This window comes from Pseudomonas fluorescens, assembly GCF_001307155.1.
Lineage (GTDB): Bacteria > Pseudomonadota > Gammaproteobacteria > Pseudomonadales > Pseudomonadaceae > Aquipseudomonas > Aquipseudomonas helvetica.
Window position 1 is genome coordinate 1814236 of record NZ_CP012830.1, and the last position, 21055, is coordinate 1835290.

Consider the following 21055-nt stretch of genomic DNA (forward strand, 5'->3'; position numbering starts at 1 on the left):
TATCTCACGGTAGCGACGCGCCAATGGCGCCTCGGCAAATAAATATTCGATGCAGAACAGACTGCGTTTCACCCAGCTTGTTCACGCGCAACATTTTGTCGAAGTGCTCAACAGCACCTCAAGGATCGATTTTACGAAGGACTGAACTGGCAAAATCGGCGAAAAAGCGGAGTTTAGCTGATAAACAGAGGCTTTCCGCCGTGAACCCATACAGCCTGATCAAGCACAAAAGCCTGATAGGCGTGGCCGCCAGTAAAACGGATCAGTATCCTAGCACCCTCTAGCCCGCTGACGCTAAGACCTAGCGGGCAGCCCAACAGGTTTAAAAACGAATGAATGCTCTAGCCCGCCGCGCTGCAGGCCTGCTGCTCAGCACAGTTTGTCTGCCCCTTTCAGCTTTGGCTGCCGCCCCCCAACCGACCCACGAATTCACCCTCGACAACGGCCTCAAGGTCGTCGTGCGCGAGGATCATCGTGCCCCCGTCGTCGTTTCCCAGATCTGGTACAAGGTTGGCTCCAGCTACGAAACCCCGGGCCAGACCGGTTTGTCCCACGCCCTGGAACACATGATGTTCAAGGGCAGCGAGAAAGTCGGCCCCGGCGAAGCGTCGTTGATCCTGCGCGACCTCGGTGCCGAAGAGAACGCCTTCACCAGCGACGACTACACCGCGTATTACCAGGTGCTGGCGCGTGATCGCCTGGGCGTAGCCTTTGAACTGGAAGCCGACCGCATGGCCAACCTGCGCCTGCCGGCCGACGAGTTCAGCCGCGAGATCGAAGTGATCAAGGAAGAGCGCCGCATGCGCACCGACGACAAGCCGATGGCCAAGGCTTACGAGCGCTTCAAGGCCATGGCCTACCCGGCCAGCGGCTACCACACGCCGACCATCGGCTGGATGGCTGACCTGGATCGCATGAAGGTCGAAGAACTGCGCCACTGGTATAAATCCTGGTACGTGCCGAACAACGCCACGCTGGTGGTGGTCGGTGACGTAACCCCGGACGAAGTCAAAGCCCTGGCCCAGCGCTACTTCGGACCGATCCCGAAGCGCGACGTGCCGCCAGCGAAGATTCCGCTGGAACTGGCCGAGCCCGGCGAGCGCCAGATCACCCTGCACGTACAGACACAATTGCCGAGCCTGATGCTGGCCTTCAACGTGCCGAGCATCGCCACTGCGCAAGACAAGCGCTCGGTCAATGCCCTGCGGTTGATCGCGGCATTGCTTGATGGCGGCTACAGCGCGCGCATCTCGGCGCAACTGGAGCGCGGCGAAGAACTGGTCTCCGGTGGTTCATCGAGCTACGACGCCTACACCCGCGGTGACAGCCTGTTTACTTTGTCAGCCACGCCGAACACCCAGAAACACAAAACCATGGCCCAAGTCGAAGCCGGCCTGTGGAAACTGCTCGAACAGCTGAAAACCACCGCGCCTTCAGTTGATGAAGTTGAACGTGTACGCGCACAAGTGATCGCCGGCCTGGTCTACGAGCGTGACTCGATCACCAGCCAGGCCACTGCCATTGGTCAGCTGGAAACCGTCGGTCTGTCGTGGAAGTTGATGGACACCGAACTCGCCGAGCTGCAAAGCGTGACACCGGAAGACATCCAGAAAGCCGCCCGCACCTATTTCACTCGCGAACGTCTCAGCGTTGCGCATGTACTGCCACTGCCCGAGGAAACCGCTCATGAGTGAGAGTAAAAAACCACGTCTGGCCCTGATCGGCCTGTTACTCGTCGCACTGGTCGCCGCGTTCGGTTTCTACCTCAGCCGTTCGACCGAGACCAATGCCAGCGAAGCCCTCGACCAGGCCAAGGCCAGCAAAAAGCTGCAATCACTGGCCGAACTCGACAGTAAAGCGCCGAGCCACCGCACACTGGACGTGCAAACCTGGAAAACCGCTGAAGGCTCCAAGGTGCTGTTCGTTGCAGCCCCGGAACTGCCGATGTTCGACATGCGCCTGATCTTCGCTGCCGGCAGCAGTCAGGACGGTGATAAACCAGGTCTGGCGGTGCTGACCAATGCCATGCTCAACGAAGGTATCGCCGGCAAAGATGTCGGCAAGATCGCTGAAGGCTTCGAAGGCCTTGGCGCAAACTTCGGCAACGGCGCCTACAAAGACATGGCCGTCGCCACATTGCGCAGCCTGAGTGCTGTGGATAAACGCGAGCCGGCGCTGAAACTGTTCGCTGAAGTGGTCGGCAAACCGACGTTCCCGACCGACTCATTGGCACGCATCAAGAACCAGTTGCTCGCCGGCTTCGAATACCAGAAGCAGAACCCCGGCAAACTGGCGAGCCTTGAGCTGATGAAGCGCCTGTATGGCGACCACCCTTACGCACACTCAAGCGACGGCAATGCGCAAAGTGTGCCGCCGATTACCGTGGCGCAATTGCGGGCCTTCCACGAGAAAGCCTATGCCGCGGGCAACGTGGTGATTGCACTGGTGGGCGACTTGTCGCGCAGCGAAGCCGAAGCGATTGCCGAACAGATTTCCGTCGCACTGCCAAAAGGCCCGGCGCTGGCGAAAATCGAACAACCGGCCGAACCAAAAGCCAGCATCGGGCACATCGAGTTTCCGTCCAAGCAAACCAACCTGATGCTCGCGCAACTGGGCATCGACCGTGACGATTCGGACTATGCGGCCGTCTCCTTGGGCAACCAGATCCTCGGCGGCGGTGGCTTCGGCACCCGACTGATGAGCGAAGTACGTGAAAAACGCGGCCTGACCTACGGCGTTTATTCCGGTTTCACCCCGATGCAGGTCCGTGGCCCGTTCATGATCAACCTGCAAACCCGCGCCGAAATGAGCGAAGGCACGCTCAAACTGGTGCAGGACGTGCTCGCCGACTACTTGAAAACCGGCCCGACCCAGAAAGAACTCGACGACGCCAAACGTGAACTGGCCGGCAGCTTCCCGCTGTCCAACGCCAGCAACGCCGATATCGTCGGCCAACTGGGCGCCATGGGCTTTTATAACTTGCCGCTGAGTTACCTTGAAGACTTCATGCGGCAGTCGCAAAGCCTGACGGTCGAGCAGGTCACCGCGGCAATGAACAAACACCTGAGCACGGACAAAATGGTCATCGTTTCTGCTGGTCCGACCGTGCCGCAAAAGCCGTTACCGGCCCCAACTGACAAACCATCCGAGCAGCCGCTCGGGGTTCCGGAGCATTAATGGCCAGTCCATCGCGTCCTAAAAAACCTGTTCATAACGTGCATAACGGCGTGAACCAATTGCGCATCATCGGCGGCGAGTGGCGCAGCCGTCGCCTGAGTTTCCCGGACGCGCCAGGCTTGCGCCCGACGCCCGACCGCGTGCGTGAAACCCTGTTCAACTGGCTCGCACCGTACGTTGCCGGGGCCAAGGTTCTCGATCCGTTTGCCGGCAGCGGCGCGCTGTTTCTCGAAGCGCTGTCCCGTGGCGCCGCCATGGGCCAGGCGCTGGACGCCAGCAGCCTGGCGGTTTCCAGCCTGAAAGAACATTTGGGAACGCTGCGTTGCACCGTCGGCCAGGTGCAAACCGCCGATGCCTTGCGTTACCTGGAAACCCAGCCAGCGATCGCCTACGACCTGGTGTTCCTCGACCCACCGTTCAACCAGAACCTGTTGCCCGCCGTTTGCACATTACTTGAAGAACGCCAATGGCTCGCCGACGACGCGTGGATCTACACTGAAAGTGAGACCGCGCCATCGACCCTCGGTCTGCCAGGGGGCTGGCGCCTGCACCGGGAGCAAAAGTCCGGGCGGGTCTACTACGCGTTGTGGCACCGTATGGCAGAGATCGCCGGTTAATCCACCGGCCTGAACAAGGCGCGTGCCTGGGGTTAACAATCTCTGGCACGCGCCGCTGCATCGAGAACAACCGTGCCTACACCGCCTGATCGTTTCATCCCTGCCTTCGGCCTCGGCAACCCGCATCTGCAAACCTTGTGGGGACCGCTGTGGCGCAAAACCACTCATCTGGATCGACAACGCGAACGTCTGTGGCTCGACGATGGCGACTTCCTCGATCTCGACTGGCACGGGCCGCACAGCGCCAATGCACCTCTGGTGCTGGTGTTGCATGGATTGACCGGTTCTTCGAACTCACCGTATGTCGCCGGCCTGCAAAAAGCCCTGTTCGCCCAAGGCTGGGCCAGCGTGGCGCTGAACTGGCGCGGCTGTTCGGGCGAACCGAATCTGTTGCCGCGCAGCTATCATTCCGGCGCCAGCGAAGACCTCGCGGCGGCGATCAACCACCTGCGCGCCACCCGCCCGTCGGCGCCGCTGTACGCGGTCGGCTATTCGCTGGGCGGCAATGTGCTGCTCAAGCACCTGGGTGAAACCGGCAGTGGCAGTCAGTTGCAGGGCGCGGTGGCGGTCTCGGTACCCTTTCGCCTGGACCAATGCGCCGACCGCATCGGTCAGGGATTTTCGAGGATCTATCAAGCGCACTTCATGCGCGAAATGCTCGCCTACATCAAGACCAAGCAACAGAAGTTCCTGCACGACGGCCACCACGAGGGCCTGGAGACCCTGGCCAGACTCGGCTCACTGGAGAACTTGCGCACGTTCTGGGATTTCGATGGCCGGGTGACCGCGCCACTGAACGGTTTCAAGGACGCGCATGACTATTATCGTCGCGCCTCCAGCCGTTACTTTCTCGGCGAGATCCGCACGCCGACCCTGATCATTCAAGCGGCTGACGATCCTTTCGTGTTTCTCCACAGCCTGCCGCACGCCAGCGAGCTATCGGACTGCACGCAGTTCGAATTGCAGGCCAAGGGCGGGCATGTCGGCTTTGTCGACGGCACGTTCCGCAACCCCGGCTACTACCTGGAACGGCGCATCCCGCGTTGGTTGGCCAACACAGGTCGCGAGTAAGGTCATGGAGGCGAATCCGGGCGAGTCGATCCACTTCTGGCAAACGGCACCGTTGGCCGGCGTCGAGCTGTTGTCCGCGCGCTACATCGAACAGCGCTTCGTCCCTCACGTACACGACGGTTTCGTCATCGGCATCATCATGGCCGGCGCTCAACGCTACCGCTATCGTGGCGCCGAACATCTGGCTGGCAGCGGGACGTTGGTGGTGATCAATCCAGACGAATTGCACACTGGCCACAAAGGCACGGACAACGGTTGGTTGTACCGGGCGTTCTATCCCGACAATCAGCAAATCCTTTCGTTGCTGGGCGAACTTGAGCTGCCTGACCACGACTTGCCAGCCTTTGGTGCGACGCTGTATCGCGACCCGGATCTGGTGAGTGGCCTCTGCCAACTGCACCGTTTGCTGGAGAGCCCTGCCAGTGCGCTGCAACAGCAGACCGCATGGCGGGAAATGATGCTGTCGTTGCTGCAACGTCACGCCGCAGTAGCAACGCCCGGTCAACCTGGACAGGAACATCGGGCCATCGCCCAGGCCAAGGAACTGCTGCACGCGCAGCTCGCTGCACCACCCTCCCTGGAAGAACTGGCCGCTGCGGTGAACCTTTCGCCCTTCCACTTCGCCCGAGTGTTTCGCTACGCCACCGGCATGCCGCCGCACGCCTGGCTGATGCAGCAGCGTATCGCCCAGGCCCGTGCGTTATTACAGGAAGGCTGCCTGCCACTGGAGGTTGCCACCCGGCTCGGCTTTGCCGACCAGAGTCATCTGAGCCGGCAGTTCAAGAAGGTTTATGGCGTGGGACCGGGGGCTTATCGCAGCGCCCGACTGCTTTGAGTCTCAAAGCCCCAATACCCACAGGGGATTGGCGATTAGTCGCCAGTAGCGACGCCCCGCGCCGGATCGGTGATCCACTCGCTCCACGACCCGGCATACAGCGAACCCAACGGATAACCGGCCAGGCACAACGCAAACAGGTTATGGCACGCCGTCACGCCCGAGCCGCAATACGCCACCAGTTCGGTCGGCGAACGATCACCCAGTTTCGCGGCAAAGCGCTGCTTGAGCTGATCGGCGGGAAGGAAACGCCCGTCGGCATCCAGGTTGTCGGTAAAGGCCGCGCATTGCGCGCCGGGAATGTGCCCGGCGACCGGGTCAATCGGCTCGACCTCACCACGAAAACGCGGCAGGCCCCGGGCGTCGAGCAAGGTCAGGGTCGGCTGACCGAGGCGCTGTTGCAGTTTTTCGGCACTCACTAACAAGGTGTGGTCCGGCGCGCCGGTGAAGGAGCCACGGCTGATTGCCGGAGGATCCAGGCTCAGCGGTAAACCCGCCGCGTGCCAGGCCTTGAGGCCACCGTCGAGAATGAACACGCCGTCGCGCTTGCCCAGCCACGCCAGCAACCACCAGGCCCGGGCGGCATACATGCCGGGGCCGTCGTCATACAAAACGATTTCGCTGTCGTTATTGATACCCCAATCCTGCAAACGCTGAATCAAGTGGTGCGGCGTCGGCAATGGATGGCGACCGGTGACACCCTTGACTACGGGTCCGCTGAAGTCACGTTCGAGGTCCGCAAACGAGGCACCCTCGATATGCCCCAGGGCATAGCTGCGCTGGCCGTAATCCGGGTCTTCGAGGGCAAAACGACAATCCAGAATCACCAACCCGGCCCGACCTTTTTTCTGGTCCAGGGCGTTCGGGCTGATCAGTTGCGCAATGGGCATAGCGGGCTCCTGTGGTTAAGTCTTTGTCGATCCTACTGCACTTCTTCCAGAGCCTGGGCCAGCGGTACGTAAAACTCCTCGAACAAGGCATTGACCGCCTCGCGCGCTTGCTCCGTGACAAATCCTGCTTCCAGCACCAGCACCTGATACACGCCACGTTTAATGGCTTGCTCGCTGAGATGGTTGGAATTTTCCCGTGTGGTGCACAGAAAGCGCACCCAGGACGTGAGGATAATCCAGGCGTTGAGCGTCAGGGACTCGATCTGGACCTTGTCCATGCACAGGATCCCGGCGTCGACGAAGCCTGCGTAAATCGCCGTGCCCTGGATCAGGCAACGTTGCGAAAAACGCCGGTAGCGGGCAGCCAGTTCCACATCGTTGTCGAGCAAGTGCTCGAGGTCACGGTGCAAAAACCGGTAGCGCCACATGGCGGACAGCAGTTCCTGCAAGTAGAAACGCTTGTCTTCAACGGTCGCGGCGCGGCCCTGAGGTGGGCGCAGGAAGCTCTCTACCAGGGCTTCGTACTCACTGAACAACACGGCGATGATCGCCTGCTTGTTGGGGAAGTGGTAGTACAGGTTGCCCGGAGAAATCTCCATATGCGCAGCGATATGGTTGGTACTGATGCTGCGTTCACCCTGTTGATTGAACAGCTCCAGGCTGTTCTGCACGATGCGCTCGCTGGTTTTTATTCGTGGGGCCATGGCTTGAGCTTTAATTCTTCTGTGCGTTGCCGGGCATCTTACGACCTATCCGCTGGCGGATAAATCATCGCTTCCCGAGGATGTCATTTGACTTTCTAGAGCATAGACTCTAAAAACTTCCTCATTCTAAAAAAAACCGGAGCTACCATGCCCGCCGACATTGCCTACCTGCAAAACTCTCAACAGCCATTGAGTGAGCTACACGCTCTGTTTGCCGCCCAGCGCCAGGCCTACGCGGCCCACCCGATGCCGCCGGCCGCGCAACGCCAGCAATGGCTCAAGGCATTGCGTGATCTGTTGAGTGACGAGCGTCAGGCCTTGATCGACGCGATCAGCCAGGATTTCAGCAACCGTAGCGCCGATGAAACCCTGCTCGCCGAGCTGATGCCGAGCCTGCACGGCATTCAATACGCCAGCAAACACCTCAAAGGCTGGATGAAAGCGTCCCCGCGCAAGGTCGGAATCGCCTTTCAGCCGGCGGCGGCCAAGGTGGTTTATCAGCCGCTGGGCGTAGTCGGAGTCATCGTGCCGTGGAACTACCCGCTGTACCTGGCCATCGGCCCATTGGTCGGCGCGTTGTCGGCGGGCAACCGAGTGATGCTCAAACTCAGCGAGTCCACCCCGGCCACCGGGCAACTGCTGAAAACGTTGCTGGCCAAAGTGTTCCCCGAAGACCTTGTGTGCGTGGTGTTGGGCGAAGCCGAGGTCGGCATGGCCTTCTCCAGGCTGCCCTTCGATCACCTGCTGTTCACTGGCGCCACCAGCATCGGCAAACATGTGATGCGCGCGGCGGCGGAGAACCTGACACCGGTGACACTGGAATTAGGCGGCAAGTCTCCGGCAATCGTTTCCCACGATGTACCGCTCAAGGATGCCGCCGAACGCATTGCCTTCGGTAAAACCCTGAATGCCGGACAAACCTGTGTCGCACCGGACTACGTGCTGGTGCCGGAAGAGCGGGTCGGCTCCTTCGTCGAAGCCTATCGTCAGGCGGTTCGCGGGTTTTACCCGACACTCGCGGACAACCCGGACTACACCGCGATCATCAATGAGCGCCAATTGGCCCGGCTGCGCAGCTACCTCAGCGACGCCACCAGCAAGGGCGCGCTGCTGATTCCGATGTTCGAGCAGGATCAGGACCGACGCATGAGCCATAGCCTGCTGCTGAATGTCAGCGACGAGATGATCGTGATGCAGGACGAAATCTTCGGCCCGGTGCTGCCTATCGTGCCTTACAAGAATCTGGACCAGGCGTTTGCCTACATCAATCAGCGGCCACGTCCGCTGGCGCTGTATTTCTTCGGCTACAACAAGGCCGAACAAAATCGCGTCCTCAACGAAACCCATTCCGGCGGCGTGTGCCTGAACGACACCTTGCTGCACGTCGCGCAAGACGACATGCCGTTTGGCGGTATCGGCGCTTCAGGCATGGGCCATTACCACGGCCATGAAGGCTTCCTGACGTTCAGCAAAGCCAAAGGCGTGCTGATCAAGCAGCGCTTTAACGCGGCGAAGCTGATTTATCCGCCTTACGGCAAGTCGATCCAGAAGCTGATCCAGAAGCTGTTCATCCGCTGACGCCTAGGGTCTATACGAAAACTCGCCGAGCGGTGATCAGGCAAGGCAAAAACAGACGAGGAACGGCTGGGGTCGCACCCGACTTTAGGGACCTAAATGAGCATTCCGAGCCTGTTTTTAACGCAGCCTGGTCGACGCGCAGGCAGTTTTCGTACAGAGCCTCATGACCGGGTAATAACAATAATGCATCCAAGCCTGTCCGAATCCCCCGCGCTGACACGGCGCAGCCTGCTCAAATTCAGTCTCTGCGCCAGCGCCTTCCTGACCGCGGCCGGCCTTGGCGCCAGCCTCAGTGGTTGCTCGGCCAGCAGCCCTGCCAGCGGTTTCGCCATGTTGCGCAGCAGTGATCTGCCGTTCCTGCGCGCGCTGGTCCCGGTGATGCTCGACGGCGCCGTGGCCGTCGAAAAACTCCCGGGTGCCATCGAGGGCACCCTGAAATCACTGGACCATGACCTCAATCATCTGTCGCCGGAAATGCTCAAGCTGACCCAGCAACTGTTCGACGTGCTCGGCATGACTATCACTCGCGGGCCACTGACCGGCATCTGGGGCCACTGGGAAAACACCAGCAGCGATGACATTCGTCAATTCCTGCGGCGCTGGCAAAACAGCTCGCTGAGCCTGTTGCGCATGGGCCACAGCTCGATCCTGCAACTGGTGATGATGGCCTGGTACAAGCGCGCCGAGTCCTGGGCACATTGCGGATATCCGGGGCCGCCCGTCGTTTAGGACCGAGGTGTCCCTATCACGAGCCGCATCACCACCGAATCCAGAACAATAAGAGAGCCCAAAGATGCCCGTACCCGATCCGTTCCGCGAAGGCCTGGCCCGTGGCTGGAAAACCTACAACGGCTCGCAACTGGCCAATGATCTGACGCTGGAAGCCGACATTGCGATCATCGGCAGCGGCGCTGGCGGCGGCACCACCGCCGAAATCCTCAGCGCTGCCGGCTACAAAGTGCTGTTGATCGAAGAAGGCCCGCTCAAGACCAGCAGCGACTTCAAGATGCTCGAAGACCAGGCCTATTCCAGCCTTTATCAGGAAGGCATCGGCCGCATGAGCAAGGACGGCGCGATCACCATTTTGCAAGGCCGCGCAGTCGGTGGCACGACGCTGGTCAACTGGACCTCAAGCTTTCGCACCCCCGCGCCGACCCTCGAACACTGGGCCACAGAACACGACGTCAAGGGCCACAGCCCGGCCGAAATGGCGCCCTGGTTCGAAAAAATGGAGCAGCGCCTCGGCGTCGCCCCGTGGATGATGCCGCCGAATGCCAACAACAACGTGATCAAAAAAGGTTGTGAACAGCTCGGCTACAGCTGGCACGTGATCCCGCGAAATGTGCGCGGTTGCTGGAACCTCGGCTATTGCGGCATGGGCTGCCCGACCAACGCCAAGCAATCGATGATGGTCACCACCATCCCCGCAACCCTGGAAAAAGGTGGCGAGCTGCTCTATCTCGCCCGCGCCGAACACCTGCTGATCAAGGATGACAAAGTCACCGGCCTGCACTGCGCGGCAATGGATGAACGCTGCGTGGCGCCGACCGGGCGTAGCATCACCGTCAAGGCGCGGCACTACGTACTGGCCGGTGGCGGCATCAACAGCCCGGCATTGTTGCTGCGCTCAAAAGCCCCGGATCCCCATGAGCGCCTTGGCAAGCGGACTTTTCTGCACCTGGTGAACATGTCCGCCGGGCTGTTCGACGAGGTGATCAACCCGTTTTACGGCGCGCCGCAGTCGATTTACTCCGACCACTTTCAATGGCAGGACGGCACCACCGGCAAAATGTCCTACAAGCTGGAGGTACCGCCGCTACACCCGGCGCTGGCGGCGACCTTGCTCGGTGGCTTTGGCGAAGAGAACGCTCGACACATGCAGCAATTGCCGCACACCCACGCGATGCTGGCCCTGCTGCGTGACGGTTTTCACCCGGACAGCCCGGGTGGCAGCGTCGAGTTACGCGGCGATGGCTCACCGGTGCTCGACTATCAGGTCTCAGCCTATGCCTGGGATGGCATACGTCGAGCGTTCCACAGCATGGCCGAGATCCAGTTTGCCGGCGGTGCCAACGCGGTCATGCCGATGCACGCCGATGCGCGCTACGTGAAAACCCTCGCCGAGGCACGTGCTCTGATCGACGGCCTGAGCCTTGAGCTGTACCGCACACGACTGGGCAGCGCTCATGTGATGGGCGGATGTGCCATGGGTGAAGACCCGAAAAATGCCGTCACCGACAGTCTCGGCCGCCATCATCAACTGAGTAATCTGTCGATCCATGATGGCTCGCTGTTCCCCACCAGCATTGGCGCCAACCCGCAATTGTCGGTCTATGGACTGACCGCGCAACTGGCGACAGCGCTGGCTGTGCGTTTAAAAAACCCATGAAAAAACCCATAATTCGCATCGTCTATAGTGCTTTCTTACCCCAAAGGCGACTTGGCCGACCGGGAAGGCTGCGATACCATCCGACTCCCCAACGGACTCCCGCCAGGACGACGCGATGAACCGAGTGTTGTACCCAGGTACCTTCGACCCTATTACCAAGGGCCATGGCGATCTGGTCGAACGCGCCTCGCGCCTGTTCGATCACGTGATCATCGCCGTCGCCGCCAGCCCGAAGAAAAACCCGCTATTTCCCCTGGAACAGCGTGTGGAGCTGGCCCGCGAGGTCACTAAACATCTGCCGAACGTCGAAGTCGTCGGCTTTTCGACGCTGCTGGCGCACTTTGCCAAAGAGCAGAACGCCAACGTGTTCCTGCGTGGCCTGCGCGCGGTATCGGACTTCGAATACGAATTCCAGCTGGCTAACATGAACCGCCAATTGGCCCCGGACGTGGAAAGCCTGTTTCTTACCCCGTCCGAGCGTTACTCGTTCATTTCTTCGACGCTGGTCCGTGAAATTGCTGCCTTGGGCGGCGATATCACCAAGTTCGTCCACCCTGTCGTGGCCGACGCGCTGACCCTGCGCTTCAAGAAGTAGGCGCTGCCACAGACTGCTATCTCTTGCAGTCCATCGCGCCTGCGTGCACTGCGGGCGCCGATGCGGCACAATTGTACGCATCAGTTTTCAGATGCCTGGGCAGAACACCCCGGCAGGAGTCCCAATGTCCCTGATCATCACCGACGATTGCATCAACTGCGACGTCTGCGAACCCGAGTGCCCGAACGCCGCCATCTCCCAGGGCGAAGAGATCTATGTGATCGACCCGAACCTCTGCACCCAGTGCGTCGGCCACTACGACGAACCACAGTGCCAGCAGGTTTGCCCGGTGGATTGCATTCCGCTGGACGAAGCGCATCCAGAAACTCAAGAGCAGTTGATGGAGAAGTACCGCAAGCTTACCGGCAAGGCTTGAGTATTTTGGTGTCAGTTCCGACGCCATCGCGGGCAAGCCTTGCTCCTACAGGTCGGTGAAATCCCGTAGGAGCAAGGCTTGCCCGCGATGCTTTTAAAGCTACTGCTGCTCAAACCCCTCCCCGATACACCCCAGGCAACGGACGAACGCCGCTTTCGCCGGATCGACCACCAGCGCCTGGCCCGCATCGCCTACCCCGCCGCCCAGCGCGGTAAACGGCAAGGACACAATAAACACCCCGGCACCGATCACCGTCGCCGCGACCAGCAACGGGCGGGCGATCAGCAGATCGCCGATCATCGCGTAGGCCGGTGGGTTATGGATGCTGTAACTGGGGTCGCCGCTGCCGCCGTCGGACGCCTGGGCAGATAAGCCGATGCTCAACAGCAGCGCGGCAGCAAGGGTTCGAATCGATCTCATGGCACGGTCCTTCGGCTAGGCAGTCAGACCACTAACTATAGACCGTAGGAATTCTCAGCTCTGACAACGCGGGCAAAAGACGCTGGCGCGCTGCCCGAGGCGAACTTCCCGCAATTCGCTACCACAGACCTTGCACTGCTCACCGCCACGGCCGTACACGAACAACTCTTGCTGGAAATACCCCGGCTGGCCGTCACCGCCAATGAAGTCGCGCAGCGTGGTGCCGCCGCGTTCGATAGCGGCGGCCAGAATGCGTTTGATCTCGATCGCCAGCTTCAGATAGCGCGCCCGGGAAATCCCCTTGGCCTCGCGACGCGGGTCGATCCCGGCAGCAAACAGTGCTTCGGTCGCATAAATGTTGCCAACCCCGACCACCACGGCGTTGTCCATGATGAACGGCTTGACCGCCATCGAACGCCCGCGTGACAGCTGGAATAGCCGCTCGCCATCGAACAGATCCGTCAGCGGCTCCGGCCCCAGACGAACCAGCAATTCGTGATTCAGCGGATCAAGGCTCCAGAGCATCGCGCCAAAACGTCGCGGGTCGGTGTAGCGCAGCGCCAGGCCGGATTCGAGTTCGATGTCCACATGCTCGTGCTTGAGCGCCGGCAAGCCGACTTCCACCAGACGCAAATTCCCCGACATGCCCAAATGACTGATCAACGTGCCGACTTCGGCGTTGATCAGCAAATACTTGGCGCGTCGCTCCACCAACACGATGCGCTGCCCGGACAGCCGCACATCGAGGTCCTCGGGGATCGGCCAGCGCAGACGCCGATCACGCACGATCACGCGACTGACGCGCTGCCCTTCAAGGAACGGGGCAATACCGCGACGGGTGGTTTCGACTTCTGGCAGTTCAGGCATGGTGTTCCCGGATCAGCTGAAAACCGACACTCAATGATGAGCGCCGAGCTCGCGAATCGTCTGTTTGAGGTTTTCGAAGTCGTAGTCCGAGAGGCCGACATAATCGAGCACCAGGTGCCCGATGCTATCCCACTCGTGGTCTTCGGTCTGATTGCCCAGCACCCGATACGACGCGCAAATGTGTTCCGCCATCTTCAGGATCGCCAGCAAGTTTTTCAACTGGCTGTTACGGGATGATTCGTCGCTGAAAATCGCCAGCGCATTGTGGTGATTGGCGATAGCGTCGGTCACATGCTCCGGCAGGCGCCAGGACTTCGCGGTGTAGTAACCGACCACGGCGTGGTTGGTGTTGAGTACGCGGTTCTCGGTATCAACCACGCGGCACTCGGCGTTGGCACTGGCGTAGGCTTCTTCCAGCACCGACATATAGTCGGGGAAGCGCTTGAGCATCAACGGCACACCACAATCGTGGAACAGGCCTAACGCATAAGCCTCGTCCACAGCCTGCGAACCAATGCGCTTGGCCAGGCTCAGGCTGGTCATCGCCACGTCCTGGGCGGTGTCCCAGAACCGGTTCAAGGTGACGATGGTGTCGTCATTCATCTCGCCCTTGATCGACTGCGCATTGATCAGATTGATGACCGAACGACTGCCCAGCAGGTTCACCGCGCGCTGGATCGAGGCGATCTTGTTGCTCAGCCCGTAATACGGCGAATTGACGATCTTCAACAAAGCGCCAGAGAGGCCCGGGTCTTGGGAGATCAACTTCGCGATCACTTCCAGGTCCGGGTCCGGCATGTACTGCTCCATCTGCAAATCCACCATGATTTGCGGCTGAGGCGGCACGCTAATGCCTTGCAGGGCCTGTTGAATCTGTTCGGAAGATAGCTCTTGGGACATACGTACTCACTCTGGGCCAAGGGGCGATTCTAGCGGAAAAAATCCGCCACATGGGCGATCTGTCCGACGCAACGCCCAGAAACAACCGCGCTGCGCCTCCCATCTAGCGCTATAATCCCGCTCTTTTTTTTCACCTGGAGCGACGTCATGTCCCTGCCAAGCTTGCGCCTCAAAGCCAACGCCGACCGTCGCCTGCGCGCCGGCCACCTGTGGGTCTACAGTAACGAAATCGACGTAGCCGCCACCCCGCTGCACGGCTTCAAGGCTGGCGATCAAGCGATTCTCGAAGCTGCCGGCGGCAAGCCGCTGGGCATCGTCGCCATGAGCCCGAACAACCTGATCTGCGCTCGCCTGCTGTCGCGCGACATCAAGTTGCCGCTCGACAAGTCGCTGCTGGTGCACCGCCTCAACGTTGCGCTGTCCCTGCGCGAGCGCCTGTTCGACAAGCCGTTCTACCGCCTGGTCTACGGCGACTCCGACCTGCTGCCGGGCCTGGTAGTCGACCGTTTCGGCGACATCCTGGTGGTGCAGATCGCTTCGGCGACCATGGAAGCTCATAAAGAAGACGTGATCGCGGCACTGACCCAAGTGCTCAAGCCAAGCGGCATCCTGTTCAAGAATGACTCCGCGGCCCGTGACGCCGAAGGCCTCAACCGCTACGTCGAAACCGTGTTCGGCCTGGTGCCGGAGTGGGTTGCCCTGGAAGAAAACGGCGTGAAGTTCGAGGCACCGGTCATCCAGGGACAGAAAACCGGCTGGTTCTACGACCACCGCATGAACCGCGCGCGCCTGGCACCTTATGCCAAAGGTAAACGCGTGCTGGACCTGTACAGCTACATCGGCGGCTGGGGCGTGCAAGCTGCCGCTTTCGGTGCCAGTGAAGTGTTCTGCGTCGACGCTTCGGCCTTCGCCCTCGACGGTGTCGAGCGTAACGCCGCACTGAACGGTTTCGCCGACAAAATGACCTGCATCGAAGGCGACGTGTTCGAAGCCCTGAAAGAGCTGAAAGCCAGCGAAGAACGATTCGACGTCATCGTGGCCGACCCGCCAGCGTTCATCAAACGCAAGAAAGACATGAAGAACGGCGAAGGCGCCTACCGTCGCCTGAACGAGCAAGCCATGCGCCTGCTCAACAAGGACGGCATCCTGGTCAGCGCTTCATGCTCGATGCACCTGCCTGAAGACGATCTGCAGAACATCCTGCTGACCAGCGCCCGTCACCTGGACCGCAACATCCAACTGCTGGAACGTGGCGGTCAGGGTCCTGATCACCCGGTGCACCCGGCGATTGCCGAGACGCGGTATATCAAGAGCATTACTTGCCGACTGCTGCCTAACAGCTGATGGCTGAACTCGCTGTAGGAACGGGTTTGCCCGTTCCACAGCGACGGCCCGCATTACTACGGGAAGCCTCCTACGTTACTTTTGATTGAATTCCATTTTTCGCAGACTAGTATCGGTTTCTGGATTTACTCCGGAAAACAAAAACAATGTCTGAGTCCACCTGTTCACCCTCAATCAGTGGCGACGTAAAGCGCCAACAACTCTCCCGTTTCATCCTCATCACCTGCATTTCCTTGATCAGCTTTTTCCCGATCAACATCCTGCTGCCTTCTTTTCCTGCCCTGGGTTCCAGGTTCGATACGCCAACGGCAGAAGTCGCACTCTCCATCAGCTTGTTCACGCTCGTCTTCTCGATCTCCCAACTGATCGCCGGTCCGCTATCGGATAAATGGGGCCGCAAGGAAGTCCTGATCGGCTGCATTACCCTGTCGATCCTCGGCGCTATTGGTTGTGCACTGGCCCCCAACTACCTGGCCTTCCTACTGTTTCGCGGTGTCCAAGCCATAGGCTGTGGTTTCTTCGTCCTGGGCCACGCGCTGGTGGAGGACCTGTTCGACGAACAAGACCGTGCCCGCGTGCGCCTCTATTACATGACCTTGAGCGGTTCGTTCGTCGCACTCTCGCCGCTGATCGGCTCATGGCTGCAAACCACATTCGACTGGCAAGGTAGCTTCTACGGGTTCGCCGCGATGGCGCTGGGTATGTTGATCCATGCGTTCTGCATCCTGCCCTCCAAGTCCGCCAGCCCGCACCGCGAGCCCTCATCGATCATCGGCACGCTGAAAGCCGTCATACGTAATGGAGACTTCCTGCGCTACTGGTGGATCGCCGCGCTGGTATTCGCCTGCTACTTCGCGCTGATCAGCGTGACGCCATTGATTTTCATGGATGCGCTGAAACTGTCCGAATACCAGTACGCACTGGTGCTGATGGTGTACGGCGTGGCTTATCTGCTTGGCGGTGTGGCGGCCTCGTATCTGCAAAAACGCATCGCGCTGTCCCGGCAAATCAATATCGGCCTCGGATTGCTTTGCGTCGCGGGTGTGCTGCTGACGCTGATCCTCAGCTTTGATGTCATCACCACCGTGACTCTGCTGATCCCGATGCTCATCAGCGCCCTCGCCGTCACCCTGGTTCGACCCGCCGCGATTTCTGCGGCGATGCTGCTGTTTTCCAGCAGCGCCGGCACGGCAGCCTCGGCGGGCAACAGCATTATGTTCCTCACGGCCGCCGTCAGCAGTGCGGCATTGGCCCAGGCTGGCGATCATCTACTCATGACCATCGCCTTCAGTTTCATTGGGCTCAGCCTATGGGGATTACTGACCAATCACCGAACAGGCCGCCGCTAAGGCTCTCGAATCACTGGCGTGAGCAGCATATCGCTGGACTGCAATTGTCTGTAACGCGGCTTGACCAACGAAATCCTGCCTTCGCGGATATCGTTAATCAGCGTCTCGGTGTCAACATTTCCGTCGGGGAGTTGCGTCCACACCAGAGGGCCGCGATCGTCCCACTCGCCTTTCCCGTCCAGGGCATAAATGCGCGGTGGTTTGAAATCGTGGCGGAAACTGGTGCGGGGCACCACCAACACCTCGTTCTGGCCGTCCTGGTCGAGGTCGACCGCCCATAGCACGCAGCCGGGCTCGCAAGGCGAATCGGTGTTCAGACTGATCTCGGCAAACTGCTCACTGCCTTTGGGCTTGGGGCCGATCCATTCCAGTTCGGGCTTGGGTCGTCGGGCCCGCTCCTTTGCATACTGCTCACTGAAACTCAGTGATGTGTCGTCCATCCTCTCGCGCAACGCGCGGCGTGCGTCCGGATCAAGAATGCGCTCCTGATCCAGATCAACTTGCAGCTTGGCATACGCCTCTTCACCGGCCTTCTCCAGGCCAAACCGCAGGTAGTGCGCATCAAACGCCTCAGCCTTGGTGCGCCCATCGAGCAAGCGCCGCACCTGATCGTCAACGCTGAGCTGTACAGGGTTGAGCAGCGGCGTATTGATCAACACCAACAGCACACAAAACAGCAACGCCAGTGCCGGGTTGGTCACGCGCAAGTTGCCCAGCCAGGCCGGCGAGCGCAAGGCCACCGCCCACACCGCCGCCAGGCCGTACAAGCCACACAGCAAGGCAAGCGCCAGCGCGACGAAACGTTGCGGCGACAAGGCATATTGCTCGACCCGCAGCCAGCTTGAGTAAAACGCCAAGGCGGCGAGAACCGGCAGGCACAAAAGGCTCAACTCGATAAAGTGCGTCAACCATTTGGGGTACGGCCGAGTTTGGACGCCCTGCTGGAAAACGCCATTGAGCAAGAACAGTTGAGCGCCGGCCAACACCAGCAAAATCGGGGTGGAGTAGCCCGTGGCCCAAATCCGATCAAGTCCGGTGAAAGGCAAGGTCAGGGTAAACAGCACACTGATCAGTGCAATCAACGGCAACAGCAATCCACAGGCACTGAACAACATGCCGCGCATCTGGCCGATGACTTTCTCGCTGCGCGCCGCCAAGTACATGCCTAGCGCAAACACCAGCGGCAGGCTGAAGCACAGGAACACCTGGCTCCAGAAGTGGCGCTCGAAAAATTCGATGCCCAACATCAGGAACAGTCGGCTCCAAAGCTTGAGCAACAACATGAACAATCCCACCAGAATCAGCGCGTACAGCACGATGAACACACTGTTCCAGGCTTGCTGAAACAAGTCTTCATAGCGCCAGCGCTGCCCTTTGACGGCGGGCCAGGCGAACAGGAAGCTGGCGCAGACATAGCTCAACAACACCAGGCTGATGAACCAGGAGTTGATCGCCCAGCGGCTGCTGACGACATGCTCGGGGCCGTAGCAGACCCACAGCGTCATACCGCCCATCAGCAGGGTGAACGCCAGCGTAGGCAGCAGAGAGCGCCACTGTCGGACTTTCTCCCCGAGCAACTGCAACGTTGTCCCGCCCACCAGGACCACGGTGCAGGTGACAAAAAACAGCGTTTCGCTCACGCGATAGAGCTGGTCGGAGTAGAAGAATACGATTCCCTGGATCAGGCCGATCAGCAGGTAAAACCCAAGAAAACGATTGAGACCGGGCATTCCAGTTCCTTTGGAGTGGGGGAAGGGCAAAAGGTCGCCAGTCTAAACAAAGCCGCCGGCCCTGAGTATTGCCCCGTTCCCTCCAGCCGCCAGCGGTGTAGAATCGAACGATTCATCGCCAGTCATCCCCCGGCGGGTTTATGAGCTCGAGGCCCAAGCAAGCGGCGATCCCGCGACGCGAGTGGCAACTTTCGGACACACGGCCATTTCTGAGTGTTCCCAAGGTCAATAGAAGCTCACTCCCCTTTTGATACCTGCTTAGCCGCCCGGAGTGCTCCATGCCTGATTACCGTTCGAAAACATCCACCCATGGCCGCAACATGGCCGGCGCCCGCGCACTGTGGCGCGCCACGGGGATGAAAGATGACGACTTCAAAAAGCCGATCATCGCCATTGCCAACTCGTTCACCCAATTCGTACCGGGCCACGTCCACCTCAAGGACCTCGGCCAACTGGTCGCCCGCGAGATCGAACGTGCTGGCGGCGTCGCCAAGGAATTCAACACCATCGCGGTCGATGACGGCATCGCCATGGGCCATGACGGCATGCTGTATTCGCTGCCGAGCCGCGAGATCATCGCCGACTCCGTCGAGTACATGGTCAACGCCCACTGCGCCGACGCCATCGTGTGCATCTCCAACTGCGACAAGATCACCCCTGGCATGCTGATGGCCGCCCTGCGCCTGAACATCCCGGTGATCTTCGTCTCCGGCGGCCCGATGGAAGCCGGCAAGACCAAACTCGCCAGCCACGGCCTCGACCTGGTCGACGCCATGGTTATCGCCGCCGACTCCAGCGCTTCTGACGAGAAAGTCGCCGAGTACGAGCGCAGCGCCTGCCCGACCTGCGGTTCGTGCTCCGGCATGTTCACCGCCAACTCGATGAACTGCCTGACCGAAGCCCTCGGCCTGGCACTGCCGGGTAACGGTTCGACACTGGCCACCCACAGCGACCGTGAACAACTGTTCCTGCAAGCCGGCCGCACCATCGTCGAACTGTGCAAACGCTACTACGGCGAGAACGATGAGTCGGTGTTGCCACGCAACATCGCCAACTTCAAGGCGTTCGAAAACGCCATGACGCTGGACATCGCCATGGGCGGCTCGACCAACACCATCCTGCACCTGCTGGCCGCCGCCCAGGAAGCCGAGATCGATTTCGACCTGCGCGACATCGACCGTCTTTCCCGCCACGTTCCGCAACTGTGCAAAGTCGCGCCAAACATCCAGAAGTACCACATGGAAGACGTGCACCGCGCCGGCGGGATCTTCAGCATCCTCGGTTCCCTGGCCCGTGGCGGCTTGCTGCACACCGACCTGCCGACCGTGCACAGCAAGACCATGGCTGAAGGTATCGCCAAGTGGGACATTACCCAAACCACTGACGAAGCGGTGCACCACTTCTTCAAGGCCGGGCCTGCGGGTATCCCGACCCAGACCGCGTTCAGCCAGTCGACCCGTTGGGAAACCCTCGACGACGACCGTGAAAACGGCTGCATCCGCAGTGTCGAACACGCCTATTCGCAAGAAGGCGGCCTGGCCGTGCTTTACGGCAACATCGCCCTCGACGGTTGCGTGGTGAAAACCGCTGGCGTCGACGAGTCGATCCACGTCTTCGAAGGCAACGCGAAGATCTTCGAAAGCCAGGACAGCGCCGTGCGCGGCATCCTCGCCGATGAAGTGAAAGAAGGCGATATCGTCATCATTCGCTACGAAGGTCCGAAAGGCGGCCCGGGCATGCAGGAAATGCTCTACCCGACGTCCTACCTGAAATCCAAGGGCCTGGGCAAAGCCTGCGCCTTGCTCACCGACGGCCGCTTCTCCGGCGGCACCTCGGGCCTGTCCATCGGTCACGCGTCCCCAGAAGCCGCTGCCGGCGGTGCAATTGGCCTGGTACGGGACGGCGACAAGGTACTGATCGACATTCCGAACCGCTCGATCAACCTGTTGGTCAGCGACGAAGAGTTGGCTGCGCGCCGCGTGGAGCAAGACAAGAAAGGCTGGAAACCGGTTGAAGTGCGTCCACGTAAGGTGACCACCGCACTGAAAGCCTACGCCTTGCTGGCGACCAGCGCCGACAAGGGCGCTGTACGTAACAAAGCGATGCTCGACGGGCTGTAATGCTTAACCGTTGAACACAAAAATGCCCCGCCAAGTGCGGGGCATTTTTTTGCGTTTCAGAAGCCTCTGTGGGCGCCTAAAGCTGTGCAGCCT

At 60.2% G+C, this 21055-nt stretch carries 19 protein-coding genes; 13 read left to right on the forward strand and 6 right to left on the reverse strand.

Annotated features, from left to right (window positions below; all coding sequences use genetic code 11):
* The first annotated feature begins 332 nt into the window (after positions 1–332).
* The 5 genes from AO353_RS08255 (at position 333) to AO353_RS08275 (ending at position 5700) form a co-directional block, all read left to right on the forward strand.
* Positions 333–1694: a M16 family metallopeptidase gene (locus AO353_RS08255; RefSeq protein ID WP_054594475.1), complete on the forward strand. Its 1362-nt coding sequence runs from the start codon at positions 333–335 to the stop codon at positions 1692–1694.
* Positions 1687–3177 (forward strand): M16 family metallopeptidase, encoded by a 1491-nt coding sequence (locus AO353_RS08260; RefSeq protein ID WP_054594476.1) that lies wholly within the window; start codon positions 1687–1689, stop codon positions 3175–3177. The genes AO353_RS08255 and AO353_RS08260 overlap by 8 nt, the downstream gene beginning before the upstream one ends.
* Positions 3177–3794, forward strand: a complete 618-nt coding sequence (rsmD, locus tag AO353_RS08265; protein WP_054594477.1) for a 16S rRNA (guanine(966)-N(2))-methyltransferase RsmD — start codon at positions 3177–3179, stop codon at positions 3792–3794. Before AO353_RS08260 ends, rsmD begins: the two co-directional genes overlap by 1 nt.
* 72 nt (positions 3795–3866) lie before the next feature.
* The gene (locus AO353_RS08270; protein WP_054594478.1) at positions 3867–4865 is read left to right on the forward strand and encodes a hydrolase; all 999 of its coding nucleotides are present in this window, start codon (positions 3867–3869) and stop codon (positions 4863–4865) included.
* Positions 4866–4869: 4 nt separating this feature from the next.
* Positions 4870–5700: an AraC family transcriptional regulator gene (locus AO353_RS08275; RefSeq protein WP_054594479.1), complete on the forward strand. Its 831-nt coding sequence runs from the start codon at positions 4870–4872 to the stop codon at positions 5698–5700.
* Between the two features lie 35 nt (positions 5701–5735).
* Here the strand turns inward: AO353_RS08275 and AO353_RS08280 are convergent, their stop codons facing one another.
* Together AO353_RS08280 and AO353_RS08285 are read right to left on the reverse strand one after the other, a co-directional pair.
* The gene (locus AO353_RS08280) at positions 5736–6590 is read right to left on the reverse strand and encodes a sulfurtransferase (protein ID WP_054594480.1); all 855 of its coding nucleotides are present in this window, start codon (positions 6588–6590) and stop codon (positions 5736–5738) included.
* 32 nt (positions 6591–6622) lie between these two features.
* Complete coding sequence (locus AO353_RS08285; RefSeq protein WP_054594481.1) at positions 6623–7294, reverse strand: TetR/AcrR family transcriptional regulator; 672 nt, start codon at positions 7292–7294, stop codon at positions 6623–6625.
* Between the two features lie 147 nt (positions 7295–7441).
* On the opposite strand from AO353_RS08285, the gene AO353_RS08290 reads away from it, so the two are divergent.
* The 5 genes from AO353_RS08290 (at position 7442) to AO353_RS08310 (ending at position 12232) form a co-directional block, all read left to right on the forward strand.
* Entirely contained in the window at positions 7442–8872 is a 1431-nt protein-coding gene (locus AO353_RS08290; RefSeq protein ID WP_054594482.1) for a coniferyl aldehyde dehydrogenase, read from the forward strand.
* Positions 8873–9055: 183 nt separating this feature from the next.
* Positions 9056–9601: a hypothetical protein gene (locus tag AO353_RS08295; protein WP_054594483.1), complete on the forward strand. Its 546-nt coding sequence runs from the start codon at positions 9056–9058 to the stop codon at positions 9599–9601.
* A gap of 64 nt (positions 9602–9665) precedes the next feature.
* A complete protein-coding gene (locus tag AO353_RS08300; protein WP_054594484.1) occupies positions 9666–11261 on the forward strand; it encodes a GMC family oxidoreductase in 1596 nt (531 codons plus the stop codon).
* A 115-nt stretch (positions 11262–11376) separates the two neighbouring features.
* A complete protein-coding gene (gene coaD / locus AO353_RS08305; RefSeq protein ID WP_008019993.1) occupies positions 11377–11856 on the forward strand; it encodes a pantetheine-phosphate adenylyltransferase in 480 nt (159 codons plus the stop codon).
* A 124-nt stretch (positions 11857–11980) separates the two neighbouring features.
* The gene (locus AO353_RS08310; RefSeq protein WP_019694109.1) at positions 11981–12232 is read left to right on the forward strand and encodes a YfhL family 4Fe-4S dicluster ferredoxin; all 252 of its coding nucleotides are present in this window, start codon (positions 11981–11983) and stop codon (positions 12230–12232) included.
* Between the two features lie 99 nt (positions 12233–12331).
* Here the strand turns inward: AO353_RS08310 and AO353_RS08315 are convergent, their stop codons facing one another.
* Genes AO353_RS08315 through AO353_RS08325 form a run of 3 tightly spaced genes read right to left on the reverse strand, consistent with a single transcriptional unit; the run spans position 12332 to position 14365 of the window.
* Positions 12332–12652 (reverse strand): hypothetical protein, encoded by a 321-nt coding sequence (locus tag AO353_RS08315; protein WP_054594485.1) that lies wholly within the window; start codon positions 12650–12652, stop codon positions 12332–12334.
* Between the two features lie 54 nt (positions 12653–12706).
* Positions 12707–13519, reverse strand: coding sequence for a bifunctional DNA-formamidopyrimidine glycosylase/DNA-(apurinic or apyrimidinic site) lyase (mutM, locus tag AO353_RS08320; protein WP_054594486.1), 813 nt, complete (start codon positions 13517–13519; stop codon positions 12707–12709).
* Between the two features lie 30 nt (positions 13520–13549).
* Positions 13550–14365 carry an HDOD domain-containing protein gene (locus tag AO353_RS08325; RefSeq protein WP_173859943.1) on the reverse strand — a complete coding sequence of 272 codons (816 nt, stop codon included), beginning with the start codon at positions 14363–14365 and terminating at the stop codon, positions 13550–13552.
* Positions 14366–14566: 201 nt separating this feature from the next.
* Here AO353_RS08325 and AO353_RS08330 point away from each other — a divergent pair, with 201 nt between their 5' ends.
* Together AO353_RS08330 and AO353_RS08335 are read left to right on the forward strand one after the other, a co-directional pair.
* Positions 14567–15763 (forward strand): class I SAM-dependent rRNA methyltransferase, encoded by a 1197-nt coding sequence (locus AO353_RS08330; protein WP_054594488.1) that lies wholly within the window; start codon positions 14567–14569, stop codon positions 15761–15763.
* Between the two features lie 146 nt (positions 15764–15909).
* Positions 15910–17112 (forward strand): MFS transporter, encoded by a 1203-nt coding sequence (locus AO353_RS08335; RefSeq protein WP_054594489.1) that lies wholly within the window; start codon positions 15910–15912, stop codon positions 17110–17112.
* Here AO353_RS08335 and AO353_RS08340 read toward each other — a convergent pair.
* Positions 17109–18842, reverse strand: a complete 1734-nt coding sequence (locus AO353_RS08340) for a DUF4153 domain-containing protein (protein ID WP_054594490.1) — start codon at positions 18840–18842, stop codon at positions 17109–17111. The two genes, AO353_RS08335 and AO353_RS08340, sit on opposite strands and share 4 nt — an antisense overlap.
* A gap of 278 nt (positions 18843–19120) precedes the next feature.
* On the opposite strand from AO353_RS08340, the gene ilvD reads away from it, so the two are divergent.
* A complete protein-coding gene (gene ilvD / locus AO353_RS08345; protein ID WP_054594491.1) occupies positions 19121–20962 on the forward strand; it encodes a dihydroxy-acid dehydratase in 1842 nt (613 codons plus the stop codon).
* The last annotated feature ends 93 nt before the right edge of the window (positions 20963–21055 follow it).

What these genes read in the sequence shown, in the direction of transcription:
- AO353_RS08255 (WP_054594475.1), top strand. Translation starts at nt 333, where the DNA reads ATGAATGCTCTAGCCCGCCGCGCTGCAGGCCTGCTGCTCAGCACAGTT.
- AO353_RS08260 (WP_054594476.1), top strand. Translation starts at nt 1,687, where the DNA reads ATGAGTGAGAGTAAAAAACCACGTCTGGCCCTGATCGGCCTGTTACTC.
- rsmD (WP_054594477.1), top strand. Translation starts at nt 3,177, where the DNA reads ATGGCCAGTCCATCGCGTCCTAAAAAACCTGTTCATAACGTGCATAAC.
- AO353_RS08275 (WP_054594479.1), top strand. Translation starts at nt 4,870, where the DNA reads ATGGAGGCGAATCCGGGCGAGTCGATCCACTTCTGGCAAACGGCACCG.
- AO353_RS08280 (WP_054594480.1), bottom strand. Translation starts at nt 6,590, where the DNA reads ATGCCCATTGCGCAACTGATCAGCCCGAACGCCCTGGACCAGAAAAAA.
- AO353_RS08285 (WP_054594481.1), bottom strand. Translation starts at nt 7,294, where the DNA reads ATGGCCCCACGAATAAAAACCAGCGAGCGCATCGTGCAGAACAGCCTG.
- AO353_RS08290 (WP_054594482.1), top strand. Translation starts at nt 7,442, where the DNA reads ATGCCCGCCGACATTGCCTACCTGCAAAACTCTCAACAGCCATTGAGT.
- AO353_RS08295 (WP_054594483.1), top strand. Translation starts at nt 9,056, where the DNA reads ATGCATCCAAGCCTGTCCGAATCCCCCGCGCTGACACGGCGCAGCCTG.
- AO353_RS08300 (WP_054594484.1), top strand. Translation starts at nt 9,666, where the DNA reads ATGCCCGTACCCGATCCGTTCCGCGAAGGCCTGGCCCGTGGCTGGAAA.
- coaD (WP_008019993.1), top strand. Translation starts at nt 11,377, where the DNA reads ATGAACCGAGTGTTGTACCCAGGTACCTTCGACCCTATTACCAAGGGC.
- AO353_RS08310 (WP_019694109.1), top strand. Translation starts at nt 11,981, where the DNA reads ATGTCCCTGATCATCACCGACGATTGCATCAACTGCGACGTCTGCGAA.
- AO353_RS08315 (WP_054594485.1), bottom strand. Translation starts at nt 12,652, where the DNA reads ATGAGATCGATTCGAACCCTTGCTGCCGCGCTGCTGTTGAGCATCGGC.
- mutM (WP_054594486.1), bottom strand. Translation starts at nt 13,519, where the DNA reads ATGCCTGAACTGCCAGAAGTCGAAACCACCCGTCGCGGTATTGCCCCG.
- AO353_RS08330 (WP_054594488.1), top strand. Translation starts at nt 14,567, where the DNA reads ATGTCCCTGCCAAGCTTGCGCCTCAAAGCCAACGCCGACCGTCGCCTG.
- AO353_RS08335 (WP_054594489.1), top strand. Translation starts at nt 15,910, where the DNA reads ATGTCTGAGTCCACCTGTTCACCCTCAATCAGTGGCGACGTAAAGCGC.
- AO353_RS08340 (WP_054594490.1), bottom strand. Translation starts at nt 18,842, where the DNA reads ATGCCCGGTCTCAATCGTTTTCTTGGGTTTTACCTGCTGATCGGCCTG.
- ilvD (WP_054594491.1), top strand. Translation starts at nt 19,121, where the DNA reads ATGCCTGATTACCGTTCGAAAACATCCACCCATGGCCGCAACATGGCC.